The organism is Streptomyces sp. NPDC002537, from assembly GCF_053594975.1.
Genome location: NZ_JBSFWT010000093.1, coordinates 12,876 through 27,585 on the forward strand (window position 1 = coordinate 12,876; position 14,710 = coordinate 27,585).

The window sequence follows — 14,710 nt, forward strand, 5'->3', positions numbered from 1 at the left end:
ATCCCCCGAAGAGGCCGTCCTGTTGACGGCAACCGCCCGCACGGGTGACGCGTCCTCATCGGGAGAGGAGCGCTGCCGGGAAATCCCTGCGGAATCGCGCCCGTGGGGCAACACTGGTATCGACCAACCTATTCGCCAACGGGGGGCGGCATGACCACAGCATCGAGCCGCAGGACAGCCACCACATCACAGCGAAAGAACCTCCCCATGTGCCAGCACCAGCCCACGTGCCCCTCAGCCGACTCCGCCGACAGGGAAGCCGCCCACCTCGTGGCGCACTTCCCGGAACAGGGCTGGAGTCTGCTGTGCAATGGCGTCCTCTGCTTCGAGGACACCGGTGAGCTGCTGCCGGACGGGCAGATCATCGCCCCGCACCGGCCGCTGGACAGCGGTCATGTGGTGACGGCTGCCTGACCGCGGCAGCAGAACGGAGCGCGCTGTACGGACAGGGCGCACAGCACGTCACGCACGTCACGCACCAAAAGGGCCGGCCCGGCGCAGTCGCCGAACCGGCCCCTCTTCGTTCCCGCACGGGGCCCGGCCGTCACCGCACCGGGCCCCCGCACCGGCTCAGTTCTCGTACTCCTCCAGCGGAGGGCAGGAGCAGACCAGGTTGCGGTCGCCGTACGCGCCGTCGACGCGCCGCACCGGCGGCCAGTACTTGTCCGCGGACACCCCGGCGGGGTACGCGGCCTCCTCACGGCTGTACGGGTGCTCCCACGCGCCGGTCACCGAGGCGGCGGTGTGCGGGGCGTTCCGCAACGGGTTGTCGTCCTGCGGCCACTCGCCAGAGCCGACCTTCTCGATCTCGGCGCGGATGGCGATCATCGCCGCACAGAAACGATCCAGCTCGGTGAGGTCCTCGCTCTCCGTCGGCTCGATCATCAGGGTGCCGGCCACCGGGAACGACATCGTGGGCGCGTGGAAGCCGTAGTCGATCAGGCGCTTGGCGACGTCGTCGACGGTCACGCCGGTCGCCTTCGTCAGCGGCCGCAGGTCCACGATGCACTCGTGCGCGACCAGCCCGTTCGGACCGGTGTAGAGCACGGGGTAGTGCGGCTCCAGCCGCTTGGCGATGTAGTTGGCGCCGAGCACCGCGACCTGGGTCGCGTGCTTGAGCCCCTCGCCGCCCATCAGCCGGACGTACGCCCAGGAGATCGGCAGGATGCCCGCGGAGCCCCAGGGTGCCGCCGAGATCGGGCCGACGCCGGTGGCCGGGCCCGCGGCCGGCTGCAGCGGGTGGTTGGGGAGGTAGGGCGCGAGGTGCGCGCGGACGCCGACCGGGCCGACGCCCGGGCCACCGCCGCCGTGCGGGATGCAGAAGGTCTTGTGCAGGTTGAGGTGCGAGACGTCGCCGCCGAACCGGCCCGGCTTGGCCACGCCCACCAGGGCGTTGAGGTTCGCCCCGTCCACGTAGACCTGGCCGCCCGCGTCGTGCACCAGCGCGCAGATGTCGCTGATGTGCTCCTCGAACACGCCGTGTGTGGAGGGGTAGGTGACCATCAGCACGGCCAGCTCGTCCGCGTACTGCGCGATCTTCGCGCGCAGGTCGTCGGCGTCCACCTCGCCGTCCTCGCCGGTCTTGACGACGACGACCTTCATCCCGGCCATCACGGCGCTGGCGGCGTTGGTGCCGTGCGCGGAGGACGGGATGAGACAGACGGTGCGCTGCTCGTCACCGTTGGCGCGGTGGTAGGCCCGGACGGCCAGCAGACCCGCGAGCTCGCCCTGGGAGCCCGCGTTCGGCTGGATGGAGACCTTGTCGTAGCCGGTGACCTCGGCGAGCCGCTCCTCCAGCTCCGTGATCAGCGTGAGATAGCCACCGGCCTGCTCCACCGGCGCGAAGGGGTGCAGCGCGGCGAACTCGGGCCAGGTGACCGGCTCCATCTCGGTGGTGGCGTTGAGCTTCATGGTGCAGGAGCCGAGCGGGATCATGCCGCGGTCCAGGGCGTAGTCCCGGTCGGCCAGGCTGCGCAGGTAGCGCAGCATCGCGGTCTCGGAGCGGTGCTCGTGGAAGACCGGGTGGGTGAGGTAGTCGTCGGCGCGCAGCAGGCCCTCGGGGAGCGCGTCCGGGGTCGCGGCGTCCAGCGCCTCGATGTCGGCGTCCACCCCGAACGCCGACCACACGGCCGTCACGAGCTCGCGGGTGGTGGTCTCGTCGCAGGCGATCCCGACCAGGTCGGCGTCGACCTGCCGGAGGTTGACGCCGCGCCCGCGGGCGGCGGTGACGACCTCGGCGGCCCGGCCCGGGACTCTCACGGTCAGGGTGTCGAAGTACGAGCCGTGCGCGACCTCGACGCCACCGGCCCGCAGCCCCGCCGCGAGCAGCGTGGCGTAGCGGTGCGTGCGCCGGGCGATCGAGGCGAGGCCGTCGGGACCGTGGTAGACGGCGTACATGCCGGCCATGACGGCGAGCAGCACCTGGGCGGTGCAGATGTTGCTGGTGGCCTTCTCGCGGCGGATGTGCTGCTCGCGTGTCTGGAGGGCCAGGCGGTACGCCTTGTTGCCGTCGGCGTCGACGGAGACACCGACGAGGCGGCCGGGGAGGCTGCGGGCGAACTGCTCGCGGACGGCCATGAATCCGGCGTGCGGACCGCCGAAGCCCATGGGCACGCCGAAGCGCTGGGTCGTGCCGACCGCGATGTCCGCGCCGAGCTCACCGGGCGAGGTGAGCAGGGTGAGGGCGAGCAGGTCGGCGGCGACGGTGACGATCGCGCCGAGCTCGTGGGCGCGCTCGACGACCGGGCGCAGGTCGCGTACGGCACCGGAGGCGCCGGGGTACTGCAGCAGGACGCCGAAGACACCGCGCTCGGCGATCTCCTCCGGGATGCCCCCGGACAGATCGGCGACGACGACCTCGACCCCGGTCGGCTCGGCGCGGGTCCGGATGACGGCGACGGTCTGCGGCAGGGTGTCGGCGTCCACGAGGAAGACGCCCTGCTTGACCTTGCCGACGCGGCGGGAGAGCGCCATGGCCTCGGCGGCGGCGGTGCCCTCGTCGAGCAGGGAGGCGCCCGAGGTGGGCAGCCCGGTGAGGTCGGCGACGACGGTCTGGAAGTTGAGCAGCGCCTCCAGCCGGCCCTGGGAGATCTCCGGCTGGTAGGGCGTGTAGGCGGTGTACCAGGCCGGGTTCTCCATGACGTTGCGGAGGATCACCGGCGGGGTGAAGGTGCCGTAGTAGCCGAGCCCGATCATCTGGGCGAGGACCTGGTTGCGGCCGGCGAGCGCGCGGAGTTCGGCGAGGACCTCCGCCTCGCTGCGGGCCCCGGGCAGGGCCGACGCCTCGGTGCTCTTGATCACGTCCGGCACGGCGGCGTCGGTGAGTTCGTCGAGGGAGCCGAATCCGACCTGGGCGAGCATCTTGGCCTGGGCAGCGCTGTCGGGGCCTATGTGGCGGCGCTCGAAGGGCGTGCCGCGCTCCAGGTCGGAAAGGGAGATGCGGTGGGCTGTCATCTGCGGAGGCCTCCTGGTCGTTTCGACCTGCGAGGGGTACCACGGCGCGGGTACCCGGACGGCCTCCCCCTCTGTCATCTCAACCTGAGAGCTTCACCGGGCAGCGGCCCGGCTTTCACCGTCGGTGAGGACGGGCTCCGGCGTTGTGCCTGACCTGGGCCCGCCCTGCTTTCCAGAGTGACCTCGTCCATGCGGTACGTGTGCCTGAGAGATTCCGGGGAGGATTTGCTCCTTCGGCGCCCCCGCAAAAGCCCGTCAGGGCTCTCGGAGGACTCTCCCGCACGGGGTCTGCGGCCACTCGCCAGCCTACCAGCGCAGGTAGGGGGCGATCCCTCGAGTGGCCGGTTCCCGCTTTGTGCCTTTTCGTTGGTGTCGAGAGGTGTTCCGGGAGGTGTTCGGGGCCCTGCCGAGGCGGCCGGGGGCATGCGCGAACCATGGGAGGAACGGTGCAGACCGATATCGATCCGCGGAATCTCATCGGCCGGAAGGCGTTCGACCGCGACGGCATGAAGATCGGCACCGTGGACGAGGTGTACCTCGACGACGAGACCGGCGAACCCGAGTGGGCGGCCGTGCGCACCGGCCTGTTCAGCCGGGACGCCTTCGTGCCGCTGGTCCCCAGCGAGGTCGTGGGCGACACGCTGCGCATCCCGTACGAGCGCGCTCTGATCAAGGACGCCCCCGATTTCGGCGTCGGCCGCCATCTCTCCCCCGAGCAGGAGCTCCAGCTCTACCGCCACTACGGGCTCGCCCTCCCGGCCGGGGACACCCCCTCCACGCCGGGCGTCGAAGCGGGACGGACGGACTCCTCCGGCACTTCCGGGCGGACGGAGGAGGGGCTCGGTACGGTCAACGGCTCGGCGGGCTGAGCGGCCCGTATCAGCGGCAGGGGATCGGCCGGTTCGAGCGCGGGGTCGTCGACGGCGAAGGTGCGCACCCTCCCGGGCTCGGACCAGGGCTGCTCGAACCGGACCGTGACGCGGCCGACGCCACTGCCCTGGATCCAGCCCGCCCCGAACTCGGCGTGCCGGACGTCCAGCCCCGGCAGCCAGCGCCGCGCCGGCGCCTCGACGGCGGCCGCGGGCCGTTCCGGCTCCTCCCCCGCGGTCTGCGGGGTCTCCTCGTCGGCAGCGGCCGCCTCGCTCGCGGCCTGGGCGAAGAGGTCCTCCTGGGTGTAGTCGGCGAGGCCCGTGACGCCGACGCCCAGCAGCCGCACCCCCGCGGTCGTGTCGACGCCCTCCAGCAGCCGGGCGGCGGCCTCGCGCACCACGCCCGGGTCGTCGGTGGGCCCGCGCAGGGTCTCGGAGCGGGTCAGCGTCGAGAAGTCGTAGCGCCGCACCTTGATCACGACCGTCCGCCCCGAGCGCCCGGCCGCCCGCAGCCGCTGGACGCAGCGGTCGGCGAGCCGGGTGAGCTCCAGCTGGACCCGGACGCGGTCGGTCACGTCCTCCTCGAAGGTGTCCTCCACCGATACGGACTTGGCGTCCCGCTCGGCGACGACGGGCCGGTCGTCGCTGCCGGTGGCCAGGGCGTACAGCCCCGCGCCGTGGGCCTTGCCGAGCAGCCGCACCAGCTCCGCCTCACCGGCCTCGCCCGTCTCCGCGACGGTGGTGATCCCGGCGCGGCGCAGCGTCTCGGCGGTGGCGGGGCCCACCCCGGGGATGACGCGGACGGACATGGGGCCCAGCAGCGCCGACTCCGTGCCCGGCTCGATGAGGAACAGACCGTCGGGCTTCGCCTGCTCCGAGGCGATTTTGGCGAGCATCTTCGACCCGGCGAGCCCCACGGACCCACTGAGCCCCGTGGCCGCGCGGATATCGCTCCGCAGCCGCTCCCCCACGGCCCGCACCGCCGCCGTGGCGGGCTCGACGCCGCCCGCCTCCAGGTCGACGAACGCCTCGTCGAGGCTGAGCGGCTCCACCAGCGGCGAGAGCCGCCGCAGCAGCCCCATGACCACCTCGCTCACCTCGCGGTAGAGCGTGAACCGGGGCGTGAGATAGGCGGCGTTGGGGCACAGCCGACGTGCCTGGGCCGTCGCCATCGCCGAGTGGACACCGAAGACGCGGGCCTCGTACGAAGCGGTGGCGACCACTCCGCGCGGACCGATCCCACCGACCACCACGGGCTTCCCGCGCAGACTGGGCTTGGCCGCCTGCTCCGCCGAGGCGTAGAAGGCGTCCATGTCCAGGTGCAGGATCGTGGGTGCGGCTCTCACACCACCGATGTTCCCGCACGCCACTGACAATCGCGCTGACGTGCGACGGAGCGTCGGGCGGGGGTCCTGTCGCGGGGGTCAGCCCGCGCGGTTGCGCCGCCGCGCCAGCTCGTCGGCGGGATTGTGGCCGATGAGGGTCTCGCCCGTGTCGATGCGCTCACCGTGCAGCTGGGAGAGCACGGCCTCGACGTCGCGCCAGACGACGCCGACGGCGATCCCGAAGACGCCCTGCCCACCCTGGAGGAGGTCGACGACCTCGTCGGGCGAGGTGCACTCGTAGACCGTCGCACCGTCGCTCATCAGCGTCATCTGCGGGAGGTCGCCCGCCCCGCGGGCACGCAGGTGCTGGACGGCCGTGCGGATGTTCTGCAGGGAGACCCCGGTGTCCAGCAGCCGTTTGACGATCTTGAGAACGACCACGTCCCGGAAGCTGTAGAGCCGCTGGCTCCCCGAGCCGTAGGCCGGTCGCACACTCGGCTCGACCAGGCCCGTACGCGCCCAGTAGTCGAGCTGTCGATAGGTGATGCCCGCCGCGGCACACGCCGTCGGCCCCCGGTACCCGATCTTGTCGCTTTCCGGCCCCTGCGGTGCGCCGACCGCCGCCGGGACGGCATGACGGGAGGGCTGTTCGACCGTTCCCCCATACAGCGGATACGGATTGCCGACCGCTGTACCGTCGCCCATGCTTCTCACGCCGACCTCCGTCCTTGACCTGCCTTCTCGACGGTAGGCAGTCACCCGGGGCGCGTCAACGATCGCCACACTCGGCACGCCGAGTGATAATCACCCAGAGAGTGGTTTTACGTATCCCGGCGCCGGGAAAGGCTAATCGAATGCGCCGCGCCCGGCCCCCCGAAGGGCGCCGTACGCCTCACTGGCTGTTGGTGCCGAAGTCCTCCGGCGAGATCTGGTCGAGGAATTCACGGAACTTCTCGACCTCGTCCTCCTGCTCGTCCGGAATGGCGATGCCGGCGTCGTCCAACACCCCGTCGCTGCCGTAGATCGGCGTCCCGGTGCGCAGCGCCAGCGCTATGGCGTCGGACGGCCTGGCGCTGACCTCCACCCCGCTGGCGAAGACGAGCTCCGCATAGAACACGCCCTCGCGCAGGTCCGTGATGCGGACCTCGGTGAGCTCCTGGCCCACCGCCTCCAGCACGTCCTTGAAAAGGTCGTGGGTCAGCGGGCGGGCCGGGGCCATGCCCTGCTGGGCGAAGGCAATGGCCGTCGCCTCCCCCGGTCCGATCCAGATCGGGAGGTACCGGTCGCCTCCCACTTCACGCAGGAGCACGATCGGCTGGTTGGAGGGCATTTCCACCCGGACACCCACGACATCGAGCTCGTTCACACAGCAACCCTAGGACGTGCCCGGCAGGTTTGGGTAGTCGGGCACTCGCCGGTCAGTGCGAACGCGTCCGCAGGGCGGCCTGTACGAGTGCCGCGTGCAGGCGTACGGACAGCGCCGCGAGCTCCCGCGCAGTGGCCTCGGCGTGCGCCCTGGTCTGCGGATTACGGTGCCTGCGCAGCGGTGCGACCACCTGTTCGACCAGTCCCGCCTGGCGGTCGGCGGCGGCCTTCATGACGCGAAGGTGCCGCGGCTCCAGGCCGAACCGCCCCAGGTCCGTCAGCAGCTTGGCGACATCGACCGCCTCGGCGTCGAATCCGCCGTCCGAGTGGGGTACGAGCAGGCCGTACGACTCCCACTCCGCCAGCTCACTCTCCGTGACGCCGACGGCGCCCAGGAGCTCCGCGCGGCCGACCCGGGCGGCCGTGGGCCGCTCGAAGGCCGCCACGGCACCCCCCACGCCCCGCGCTCCACCGTCGACGCCGTCCGGGCCGTCGGCGCCCTGGGGCTGTCCGGGGACGGGCAGCTGGACACGCTCGCCCCTGGCCAGCGCGTCCAGGTGCTCCCTGATGACCCTGAGCGGCAGATAGTGGTCACGCTGCATCCGCAGGACGTACGCGAGCCGCTCCACGTCCTCCGCGCTGAACTTCCGGTACCCGGACGGCGTGCGCTGGGGCTCGACCAGGCCCTCCGACTCCAGAAAACGGATCTTGGAGATGGTGACCTCGGGGAACTCCTCGCGCAGCAGATTGAGCACCGTGCCGATGCTCACCGGCCGCCCCTCCACTCCGGCGGCACCGGACGCACCGGCACCGCCTGACGGTGTTCGCAGCATGGCCCTTCCCTGGGAGTCCCCCCGGACGGAGTCCGGGGGAGGGTCAGATGCCCCGCTGGCTGCCGTAGAAGACCAGCCGGTACTTGCCGATCTGCACCTCGTCGCCGTTGGCGAGCTCCGCCGAGTCGATGCGCTCACGGTTCACATAGGTGCCGTTGAGGCTGCCGACATCGGCGACCGTGAAGCCGCCGTGCTGCCCGCGGCGGAACTCCACGTGCCGCCGCGAGACGGTGACATCGTCGAGGAAGATGTCGCTCTGCGGATGACGGCCCGCGGTCGTCACATCGCTGTCGAGCAGGAACCGGCTTCCGGAGTTCGGCCCCCGGCGGACGACGAGCAGCGCCGAACCCAGCGGAAGGGCGTCGACGGCCGCCTGCGCCTCGGGAGAGAGCGTCGGGATCGGCGTCTGGCCGGTGGCCTCGGAGTCATACGCCTCGAGGCCGGAGATGGAGATGGTCGAGGTCGTCTCGGAGGCCCGCTCCGCCACGGCTCCGGGACGCAGCGGCGCACCACAGTTGGAGCAGAACCGGCTGGCCTCGGCGTTCCGATGGCCACACCTCGTACACACCGGCAAGGCAAACCCTCCACCCGCACTTGAGGTCGCTGGTGCCCCGAAACCTATGCGTCCGGCCGCGGCAGGGTCAACAGCGGACGCGCCGGACCCTCCCGAAATGTCCCCTCCGGGCACATCCACCTGATCCCGGAACAACGGACGCCCTTCCTGGGCTCCTTCGCCGCCTTCCACGGGGCGCGACGCCCGGTGGCGGGCGGAACCGCTGCCACCGTCCCGGCGTGCACTTCTGCCGAACAACTTCGCAAACAACTTCACGGGCGATTCCCCTTGACCGAAACAGACCCGCCCGTGGGGCAGGACGAACCCTCGACGCACTCACCGTCCGACCCGGACATCCATACAACGTCCGTGGTCAACAGACAGTTTCCACCACGCGCCCTCGACTTGATGCGCCGACCCCCCGCAACCTCGTGACCTCCGCGCGAAGCCCCTGGGCCCGCCCGCCTCACTGCGATGACGACCGAGCGTAGTCAGGCCGCTTCGCCGGGCGCAAGGCATCCACAATGATCTTCTCAGACCGGTTGACCGAGACGCCCGCCTGCTCCTTCTCCAGGGTCTGCACCACACCACCGGGGATGTTCAGCGCCGGCTCAAGATCCTGCGGCCTGCCGATCACCTTGAACACGTAGGGCTGCGAGACCTTCTTGCCGTCGATCTCCACCTTCCCCGCGGCACCGGAGAAATATGTGTCCGCGGTGACCCGGACATCGTTGATCTGGATCGCCTCGGCGCCCGCGGCGCGCAGCTCCTGGATGGTGTCCAGCAGCTTGTCCGGCTCGACCGACCCCTTGGAGTCGCTCACCGTGAGCTCGATGCCGGGCCCTTGCGCCGCCACCGTACCCGCGAGCACGGCCAGCTGCTGTTCCTTCTGCACGGTCTGTTTACGGGCCTCCGCGGCCTGGTTGGAGCTGCTCTCCAGTTCGGACTTCTGGCTGTCCAGGCGCCGCTTCTCGTCCTCCAGGCGCTTGGTGCGGTTGTCCAGCTCGTCCAGGATGCGCACGAGGTCCTCCTGCCGGGCGCCGCGCAGCGCGCTGTTGTCGCTCGTCGAACGTACCTGGATGGCCAGGCCCAGTCCGAGTACGCAGAGCAGTACGGCGACCGTGAGCTGGGCGCGCGTCAGCCGCGGCGGCCAGAGGCCGTTCACCAGCCGTTGACGGCCCGTCAACGGCTTGGCTTCGGCCACCCCTTCCTCCGGTGCGGCCGCGGGCTCGGGCTCGGACGGCGGCTCGGACTCCTTGCCGTCGTCCGGCTCGCCGGCCGGGGGTTCCGCTTTCCGCTCCGGCTCCGGCTTCCGCTCCGGCTTCTGTTCGGCTTTCCGTTCCGTGTCGGGCCGGTCGGCAGCCTCGTCGGGCTTGCCCGGTTCGCTCTTCTTGCCGGTCTTCCCGGTCGGCTTCGGCTCGTCGGCCGGTGTCGGCTCCTCGGGCGTGTCGTCGGTGCTCATCGGCCTCACGCCCGGAAGATGTGCCGCCGGATGGCGGCCGCGTTGGAGAAGATGCGGATGCCCAGGACGACCACGACGCCGGTGGACAGCTGCGCGCCGACGCCGAGCTTGTCGCCCAGGAACACGATCAGCGCGGCCACCACCACATTGGACAGGAAGGAGACGACGAACACCTTGTCGTCGAAGATCCCGTCCAGCATCGCCCGGAGGCCGCCGAACACCGCGTCGAGCGCCGCCACGACGGCGATGGGGAGGTAGGGCTCGACCACCGTCGGCACCACGGGGCGGACGACAAGTCCGACCACGACTCCCACGACGAGGCCCAATACGGCGATCACGATGTGCCCTTCCCTGTGTTGGTGCCGCCCTCTGGCGCGGCACCCCCTTGCGGCTTCGCTGTACGTACGATCAGGCTCGGCGCGGCCGGGAGCCGTACCTCGCTCTGGGTGGAAATGCTGGAACGGATCCCGTAGTTCTGCTGCAGGGCACGCAGATAGAGACCGTCGGCGCTGGTCTGGAAGGCGCCGCTCAGATGCTGCGCGTCACCGATCGCGAGCACCGTGTACGGCGGCACCAGCGGCTTGTTGTCGACCAGTATGGCGTCGCCGGCGGCCCTGATCGCGGACAGCGCCGTCAGCCGCTGTCCGTTCACCGCGATCGCCTCGGCGCCGGACTGCCACAGGCCATTGACGATGCGTTGCATGTCCCGGTCACGGACCCGGCCCGTGTCGGAGAAGCCGCTGCTCTCGCGCGGACCACCACCGCCGCTCTGCTTGGTCTGCTTGGCGTCGTCCACGACCAGCTTGACCCCGGGGCCCTGCACGGCGGTGGCGCCCGCGAGCAGGGCCACCAGCTCCGCCCTGTCCCCACCGTGCTTCTGCAGCACGTCACGCTGCTTGTTGCCGACCGCGTCCCGCAGGGCGTCGACGTTCTTCTGCAGCGCGTCGGCGTCCGAGGACTCCCTGTTGATGCGGTCGATGAGCTGCTGGCGTTCCTTGGCCAGCGTCGGTGCCGATATCCGCGCCTGCGCCGCACCCAGCGTCACCACCACCGCGGCGAGCAGCAGGGCGGCGGCAAGCCCCAACTTGGCGCGCAGCCTGGTCGGCAGCCCCTCGTCGCCCGCGGCCTTCCGCCGGGCCGCCGCCTCGGCGTATCCCTCGTCGAGGCTGTGGTGCATCACATTGGTCAGCAGCGACATGGAGGCATCGGGGCGCGGAGACGGCGATGCCGTCCTCCGAACGGGGGGCTGCTGCGACATGCCGCACATCGTCGCACGTCGGGGGCGCCGTCTCCCAATGGCCCCACCGGCGTGCCGGATGCGGGAAGAAGGAGACGGCGGCCCCCGATGCCTCGGTGGCCGCCCTTCGGCTCAGCGCCCGGCGCCGTCCACGACCGCCGACCACTCGTCGAGCAACGCCTGTGCGGAGGCGTCGTCAGGTCCCTCCGCCCACAGGTGCGTCACGGCCTCGGCCGGGTCGGGCAGCACCATCACCCAGCGGCCGTCCGCCTCGACCACCCGGACGCCGTCGGTCGTGTCCACCGACCGGTCGCCCGCGGCCTCGACCACATGGCGCATCACCAGACCCTTGACCGCCCACGGCGTCGCCAGGTCGCGACGGAGCACGTGGGCCCGCGGAATCCTGGCGTCTATCTGACTGAGCGTCAGCTGAGTGCGAGCCACCAGGCCGATCAGGCGGACGAAGGCGGCCGTGCCGTCGAAGACGCTGCTGAACTCCGGCACGATGAAGCCGCCGCGCCCGTCCCCGCCGAAGATGGTGGTGTCCGCACGGCCGACCCTGGTCAGGTCGTCGGGCGAGGTGGTCGTCCACTCCACCTGCGTACCGTGGTACGCGGCGACTTGCTCGGCGATGCGGGTGGTGGTGACCGGCAAGGCCACCTTCCCGCTACGGCGTTCGGCGGCGACCAGGTCGAGGAGGACGAGCAGGGCGCGGTCGTCCTCCACGATGCGGCCGCGTTCGTCGACGAGGGAGATCCGCTCGCCGACCGGGTCGAAGCGCACTCCGAAGGCGGCCCGTGCCGAGGCGACGATCTCGCCCAGCCGCACCAGCCCGGAGCGCCGGGCCTCGGCGGTCTCGGTCGGGCGGGACTCGTCGAGCCCCGGGTTGATGGTGAACGCGTCCACTCCGAGCCGGCCCAGGAGGCTGGGCAGCACAAGGCCCGCGCTGCCGTTGGAGGCGTCGACCACGACCTTCAGTCCGGCCTCGGCGACCCCGCTGGTGTCCACGGACCTCAGCAGCGAGCCCGTGTAGGAGTCATAGATGCTGGAGGGGAAGGACAGGTCGCCGATCTCCCCGGGGAAGGCACGCCGGTATTCCTGGCGGGCGTAGACCCGGTCGAGCTTGCGCTGGCCCGCCTGGGAGAGGTCGGCGCCGCGCTCGTCGAAGAACATGATGTCCACGGAGTCCGGCACACCGGGCGACGTACGGATCATGATGCCGCCCGCGCTGCCCCGCGCGGTCTGCTGACGGGCGACCGGCAGCGGCACGTTCTCCAGGTCCCGTACATCTATGGCGCTGGCCTGCAGTGCGGAGATCACCGCGCGCTTGAGTGCCCGCGCGCCCCGGGAGTGGTCACGGGCGGTGGTGACCGTGGAGCCCTTCTTGAGGGTGGTGGCGTACGCGCCGGCGAGCCGGACCGCGAGTTCGGGGGTGATCTCGACATTGAGGATGCCGGAGACGCCGCGCGTGCCGAAGAGGTGGGCCTGGCCCCGGGACTCCCAGATGACCGAGGTGTTGACGAAGGCGCCCGCCTCGATGGTCTTGAAGGGGTAGACGCGGACGTTGCCCTGAATAATCGATTCCTCGCCGACGAGGCACTCGTCGCCGATGACGGCGCCGTCCTCGATGCGGGCGGCCCGCATGATGTCGGTGTTCTTGCCGATGACACAGCCCCGCAGATTGCTCTGCTGGCCGACATAGACGTTGTCGTGGACGACGGCCTTGTGGAGGAAGGCTCCGCTCTTGACCACGACGTTGGAGCCCACGACGGTGTGCTCGCGGATCTCGGCGCCCGCTTCGACCTTTGCGTAGTCGCCGATGTACAGCGGCCCGCGGAGGACGGCGTCGGGGTGGACCTCGGCGCCTTCGGCGACCCAGACGCCCGGCGAGATCTCGAATCCGTCTATGTCGACGTCGACTCTGCCCTCGAGGACGTCGGCCTGTGCCTTGACATAGCTCTCGTGGGTGCCGACGTCCTCCCAGTAGCCCTCGGCGACATAGCCGTAGATCGGCTTGCCTTCCTTCATCAGCTGGGGGAAGACATCGCCGGACCAGTCGACGGGGACGTCGGCCTGGACGTAGTCGAAGACCTCCGGCTCCATGACGTAGATGCCGGTGTTGACGGTGTCGGAGAAGACCTGGCCCCAGGTGGGTTTTTCCAGGAAGCGCTCGACCCTGCCGTTCTCGTCGACGATGGTGATGCCGAATTCGAGTGGATTGGGCACCCGGGTGAGGCAGACGGTGACCAGAGCGCCCTTTTCCTTGTGGAAACGGATCAGGTCGGTGAGGTCGAAATCGGTGAGGGCGTCTCCGGAGATCACCAGAAAGGCATCGTCCTTGAGCGCCTCCTCGGCATTCTTGACGCTGCCCGCGGTGCCGAGTGGCTTTTCCTCATTGGCGTAGGTGAGCTCCATGCCGAGTTCCTCGCCGTCCCCGAAGTAGTTCTTGACGAGGGAGGCGAGGAACTGCACGGTCACCACGGTCTCGGTGAGCCCGTGCCGCTTGAGCAGTCTCAGCACATGCTCCATGATCGGCCGGTTTGCCACCGGCAGGAGCGGCTTGGGCATGCTCGAGGTCATGGGGCGAAGCCTGGTGCCTTCGCCACCGGCCATCACGACGGCCTTCATGTCGGAAGCGTCCTCCTTGAAGAGACGACGGTCTTCCCGACTGCACGCGCCCGGGTCGGCCGGCGTATCCCCCGTACGCCATCCGGTCCCGGCGGAACTCCGGAACTACGGCGAGGTCAGTCGGGCCTGGCGGTCCGTCTTGACGAGTCGGCGGACCTGAACCACGTACAGGACTCCTGCCCACCAGTAGAGCGTTGTACCCCATCCGGCGAACGCCCATCCGAAAATCGCCGCGAGTGAACGCAACCAGCCCTCACCCTCACTGAGAAGCAGCAACGGGAACGCGTACATCAGATTGAACGTGGCGGCCTTGCCGAGGAAGTTCACCTGCGGCGGCGGATAGCCGTGGCGGCGCAGAATCCACACCATGACCAGCAGCATCGCCTCGCGTGCGAGAAGGGCGGCGGTGAGCCAGAGCGGAAGGATCTCCCGCCAGGTGAGGCCGACAAGGGTGGAAAGAATGTAGAGCCGGTCCGCAGCGGGGTCGAGGAGCCGGCCGAGGCTGCTGATCTGATTCCAGCGTCGGGCGAGCTTTCCGTCGAGGTAATCGCTGATGCCGCTCAGCGCCAGCACCAGCAGCGCCCAGCCGTCGCTGTTATGGCCGTCGAGCTCTGGCCGGAGAATCAGCCACAGGAAGAGGGGGACGCCAACGAGGCGGGCCATGCTGAGGATGTTCGGGATGGTGAGGACGCGGTCGGTCTGTACGCGCGTCTCCTGGACCTCCACCCGGGGGCCTCCTGTGGGGAAATGTACCAACGATGCCCCATGACCCTACCCGCAGTTGTGGCCGGCGCATGCAGAGGGGTGGGGCGGCCCGGCCATTTACGGACGGGCCGTGAACGCAAAAATGCCGTAGACCCCGGGTCTATGACCCGGGGTCTACGGCTTCTTAAAATTTGTTCGGCGGCGTCCTACTCTCCCACACGGTCCCCCATGCAGTACCATCGGCGCTGAAAGGCTTAGCTTCCGGGTTCGGAATGTAACC

At 70.2% G+C, this 14,710-nt stretch carries 12 protein-coding genes, 1 rRNA gene, 1 pseudogene and 1 riboswitch; of the genes and pseudogenes, 2 read left to right on the forward strand and 12 right to left on the reverse strand.

The features are described 5' to 3' along the window. Positions 1 to 207 precede the first annotated feature (207 nt). Positions 208 to 414: a DUF5999 family protein gene (locus ACWD4A_RS29990; protein ID WP_451198726.1), complete on the forward strand. Its 207-nt coding sequence runs from the start codon at positions 208 to 210 to the stop codon at positions 412 to 414. Between the two features lie 156 nt (positions 415 to 570). On the opposite strand, the gene gcvP is transcribed toward ACWD4A_RS29990, so the two are convergent. Further along, entirely contained in the window at positions 571 to 3,453 is a 2,883-nt protein-coding gene (gcvP, locus tag ACWD4A_RS29995; RefSeq protein WP_451198727.1) for an aminomethyl-transferring glycine dehydrogenase, read from the reverse strand. 182 nt (positions 3,454 to 3,635) lie between these two features. Continuing rightward, positions 3,636 to 3,743: riboswitch (glycine riboswitch) on the reverse strand. Positions 3,744 to 3,899: 156 nt separating this feature from the next. Between gcvP and ACWD4A_RS30000 the strand changes: the two genes are divergently transcribed. Beyond that, positions 3,900 to 4,322 carry a PRC-barrel domain-containing protein gene (locus ACWD4A_RS30000; protein ID WP_451198729.1) on the forward strand — a complete coding sequence of 141 codons (423 nt, stop codon included), beginning with the start codon at positions 3,900 to 3,902 and terminating at the stop codon, positions 4,320 to 4,322. 5 nt (positions 4,323 to 4,327) lie between these two features. Here ACWD4A_RS30000 and ACWD4A_RS30005 read toward each other — a convergent pair. The 11 genes and pseudogenes from ACWD4A_RS30005 to rrf all read right to left on the reverse strand — a co-directional run. Continuing rightward, positions 4,328 to 5,668, reverse strand: a pseudogene (locus ACWD4A_RS30005) (DNA polymerase IV); the annotation flags it as partial. Positions 5,669 to 5,746: 78 nt separating this feature from the next. Further along, complete coding sequence (locus ACWD4A_RS30010) at positions 5,747 to 6,361, reverse strand: MerR family transcriptional regulator (protein ID WP_451198730.1); 615 nt, start codon at positions 6,359 to 6,361, stop codon at positions 5,747 to 5,749. A gap of 178 nt (positions 6,362 to 6,539) precedes the next feature. Then, complete coding sequence (locus ACWD4A_RS30015) at positions 6,540 to 7,013, reverse strand: bifunctional nuclease family protein (protein WP_006123076.1); 474 nt, start codon at positions 7,011 to 7,013, stop codon at positions 6,540 to 6,542. Positions 7,014 to 7,065: 52 nt separating this feature from the next. Continuing rightward, the gene (ftsR, locus tag ACWD4A_RS30020; protein WP_451198731.1) at positions 7,066 to 7,845 is read right to left on the reverse strand and encodes a transcriptional regulator FtsR; all 780 of its coding nucleotides are present in this window, start codon (positions 7,843 to 7,845) and stop codon (positions 7,066 to 7,068) included. Positions 7,846 to 7,888: 43 nt separating this feature from the next. After that, positions 7,889 to 8,734, reverse strand: coding sequence for an FHA domain-containing protein (locus tag ACWD4A_RS30025; protein ID WP_451198733.1), 846 nt, complete (start codon positions 8,732 to 8,734; stop codon positions 7,889 to 7,891). Between the two features lie 130 nt (positions 8,735 to 8,864). After that, complete coding sequence (locus ACWD4A_RS30030; protein WP_451198735.1) at positions 8,865 to 9,860, reverse strand: DUF881 domain-containing protein; 996 nt, start codon at positions 9,858 to 9,860, stop codon at positions 8,865 to 8,867. A 5-nt stretch (positions 9,861 to 9,865) separates the two neighbouring features. After that, positions 9,866 to 10,198: a small basic family protein gene (locus ACWD4A_RS30035; protein WP_116210565.1), complete on the reverse strand. Its 333-nt coding sequence runs from the start codon at positions 10,196 to 10,198 to the stop codon at positions 9,866 to 9,868. Beyond that, positions 10,195 to 11,118: a DUF881 domain-containing protein gene (locus ACWD4A_RS30040; RefSeq protein WP_451198737.1), complete on the reverse strand. Its 924-nt coding sequence runs from the start codon at positions 11,116 to 11,118 to the stop codon at positions 10,195 to 10,197. The genes ACWD4A_RS30035 and ACWD4A_RS30040 overlap by 4 nt, the downstream gene beginning before the upstream one ends. A gap of 111 nt (positions 11,119 to 11,229) precedes the next feature. Further along, entirely contained in the window at positions 11,230 to 13,725 is a 2,496-nt protein-coding gene (locus tag ACWD4A_RS30045) for a sugar phosphate nucleotidyltransferase (protein WP_451198739.1), read from the reverse strand. Between the two features lie 105 nt (positions 13,726 to 13,830). Continuing rightward, entirely contained in the window at positions 13,831 to 14,451 is a 621-nt protein-coding gene (locus tag ACWD4A_RS30050) for a CDP-alcohol phosphatidyltransferase family protein (protein WP_451198740.1), read from the reverse strand. 172 nt (positions 14,452 to 14,623) lie between these two features. Then, positions 14,624 to 14,710, reverse strand: a 5S ribosomal RNA gene (gene rrf, locus ACWD4A_RS30055); the annotation flags it as partial.

Excerpts from the sequence above, each read along its gene's own strand:
- ACWD4A_RS29990 (WP_451198726.1), top strand. The coding sequence starts at position 208 with ATGTGCCAGCACCAGCCCACGTGCCCCTCAGCCGACTCCGCCGACAGG.
- ACWD4A_RS30045 (WP_451198739.1), bottom strand. The coding sequence starts at position 13,725 with ATGAAGGCCGTCGTGATGGCCGGTGGCGAAGGCACCAGGCTTCGCCCC.
- ACWD4A_RS30030 (WP_451198735.1), bottom strand. The coding sequence starts at position 9,860 with ATGAGCACCGACGACACGCCCGAGGAGCCGACACCGGCCGACGAGCCG.
- ftsR (WP_451198731.1), bottom strand. The coding sequence starts at position 7,845 with ATGCTGCGAACACCGTCAGGCGGTGCCGGTGCGTCCGGTGCCGCCGGA.
- gcvP (WP_451198727.1), bottom strand. The coding sequence starts at position 3,453 with ATGACAGCCCACCGCATCTCCCTTTCCGACCTGGAGCGCGGCACGCCC.
- ACWD4A_RS30040 (WP_451198737.1), bottom strand. The coding sequence starts at position 11,118 with ATGTCGCAGCAGCCCCCCGTTCGGAGGACGGCATCGCCGTCTCCGCGC.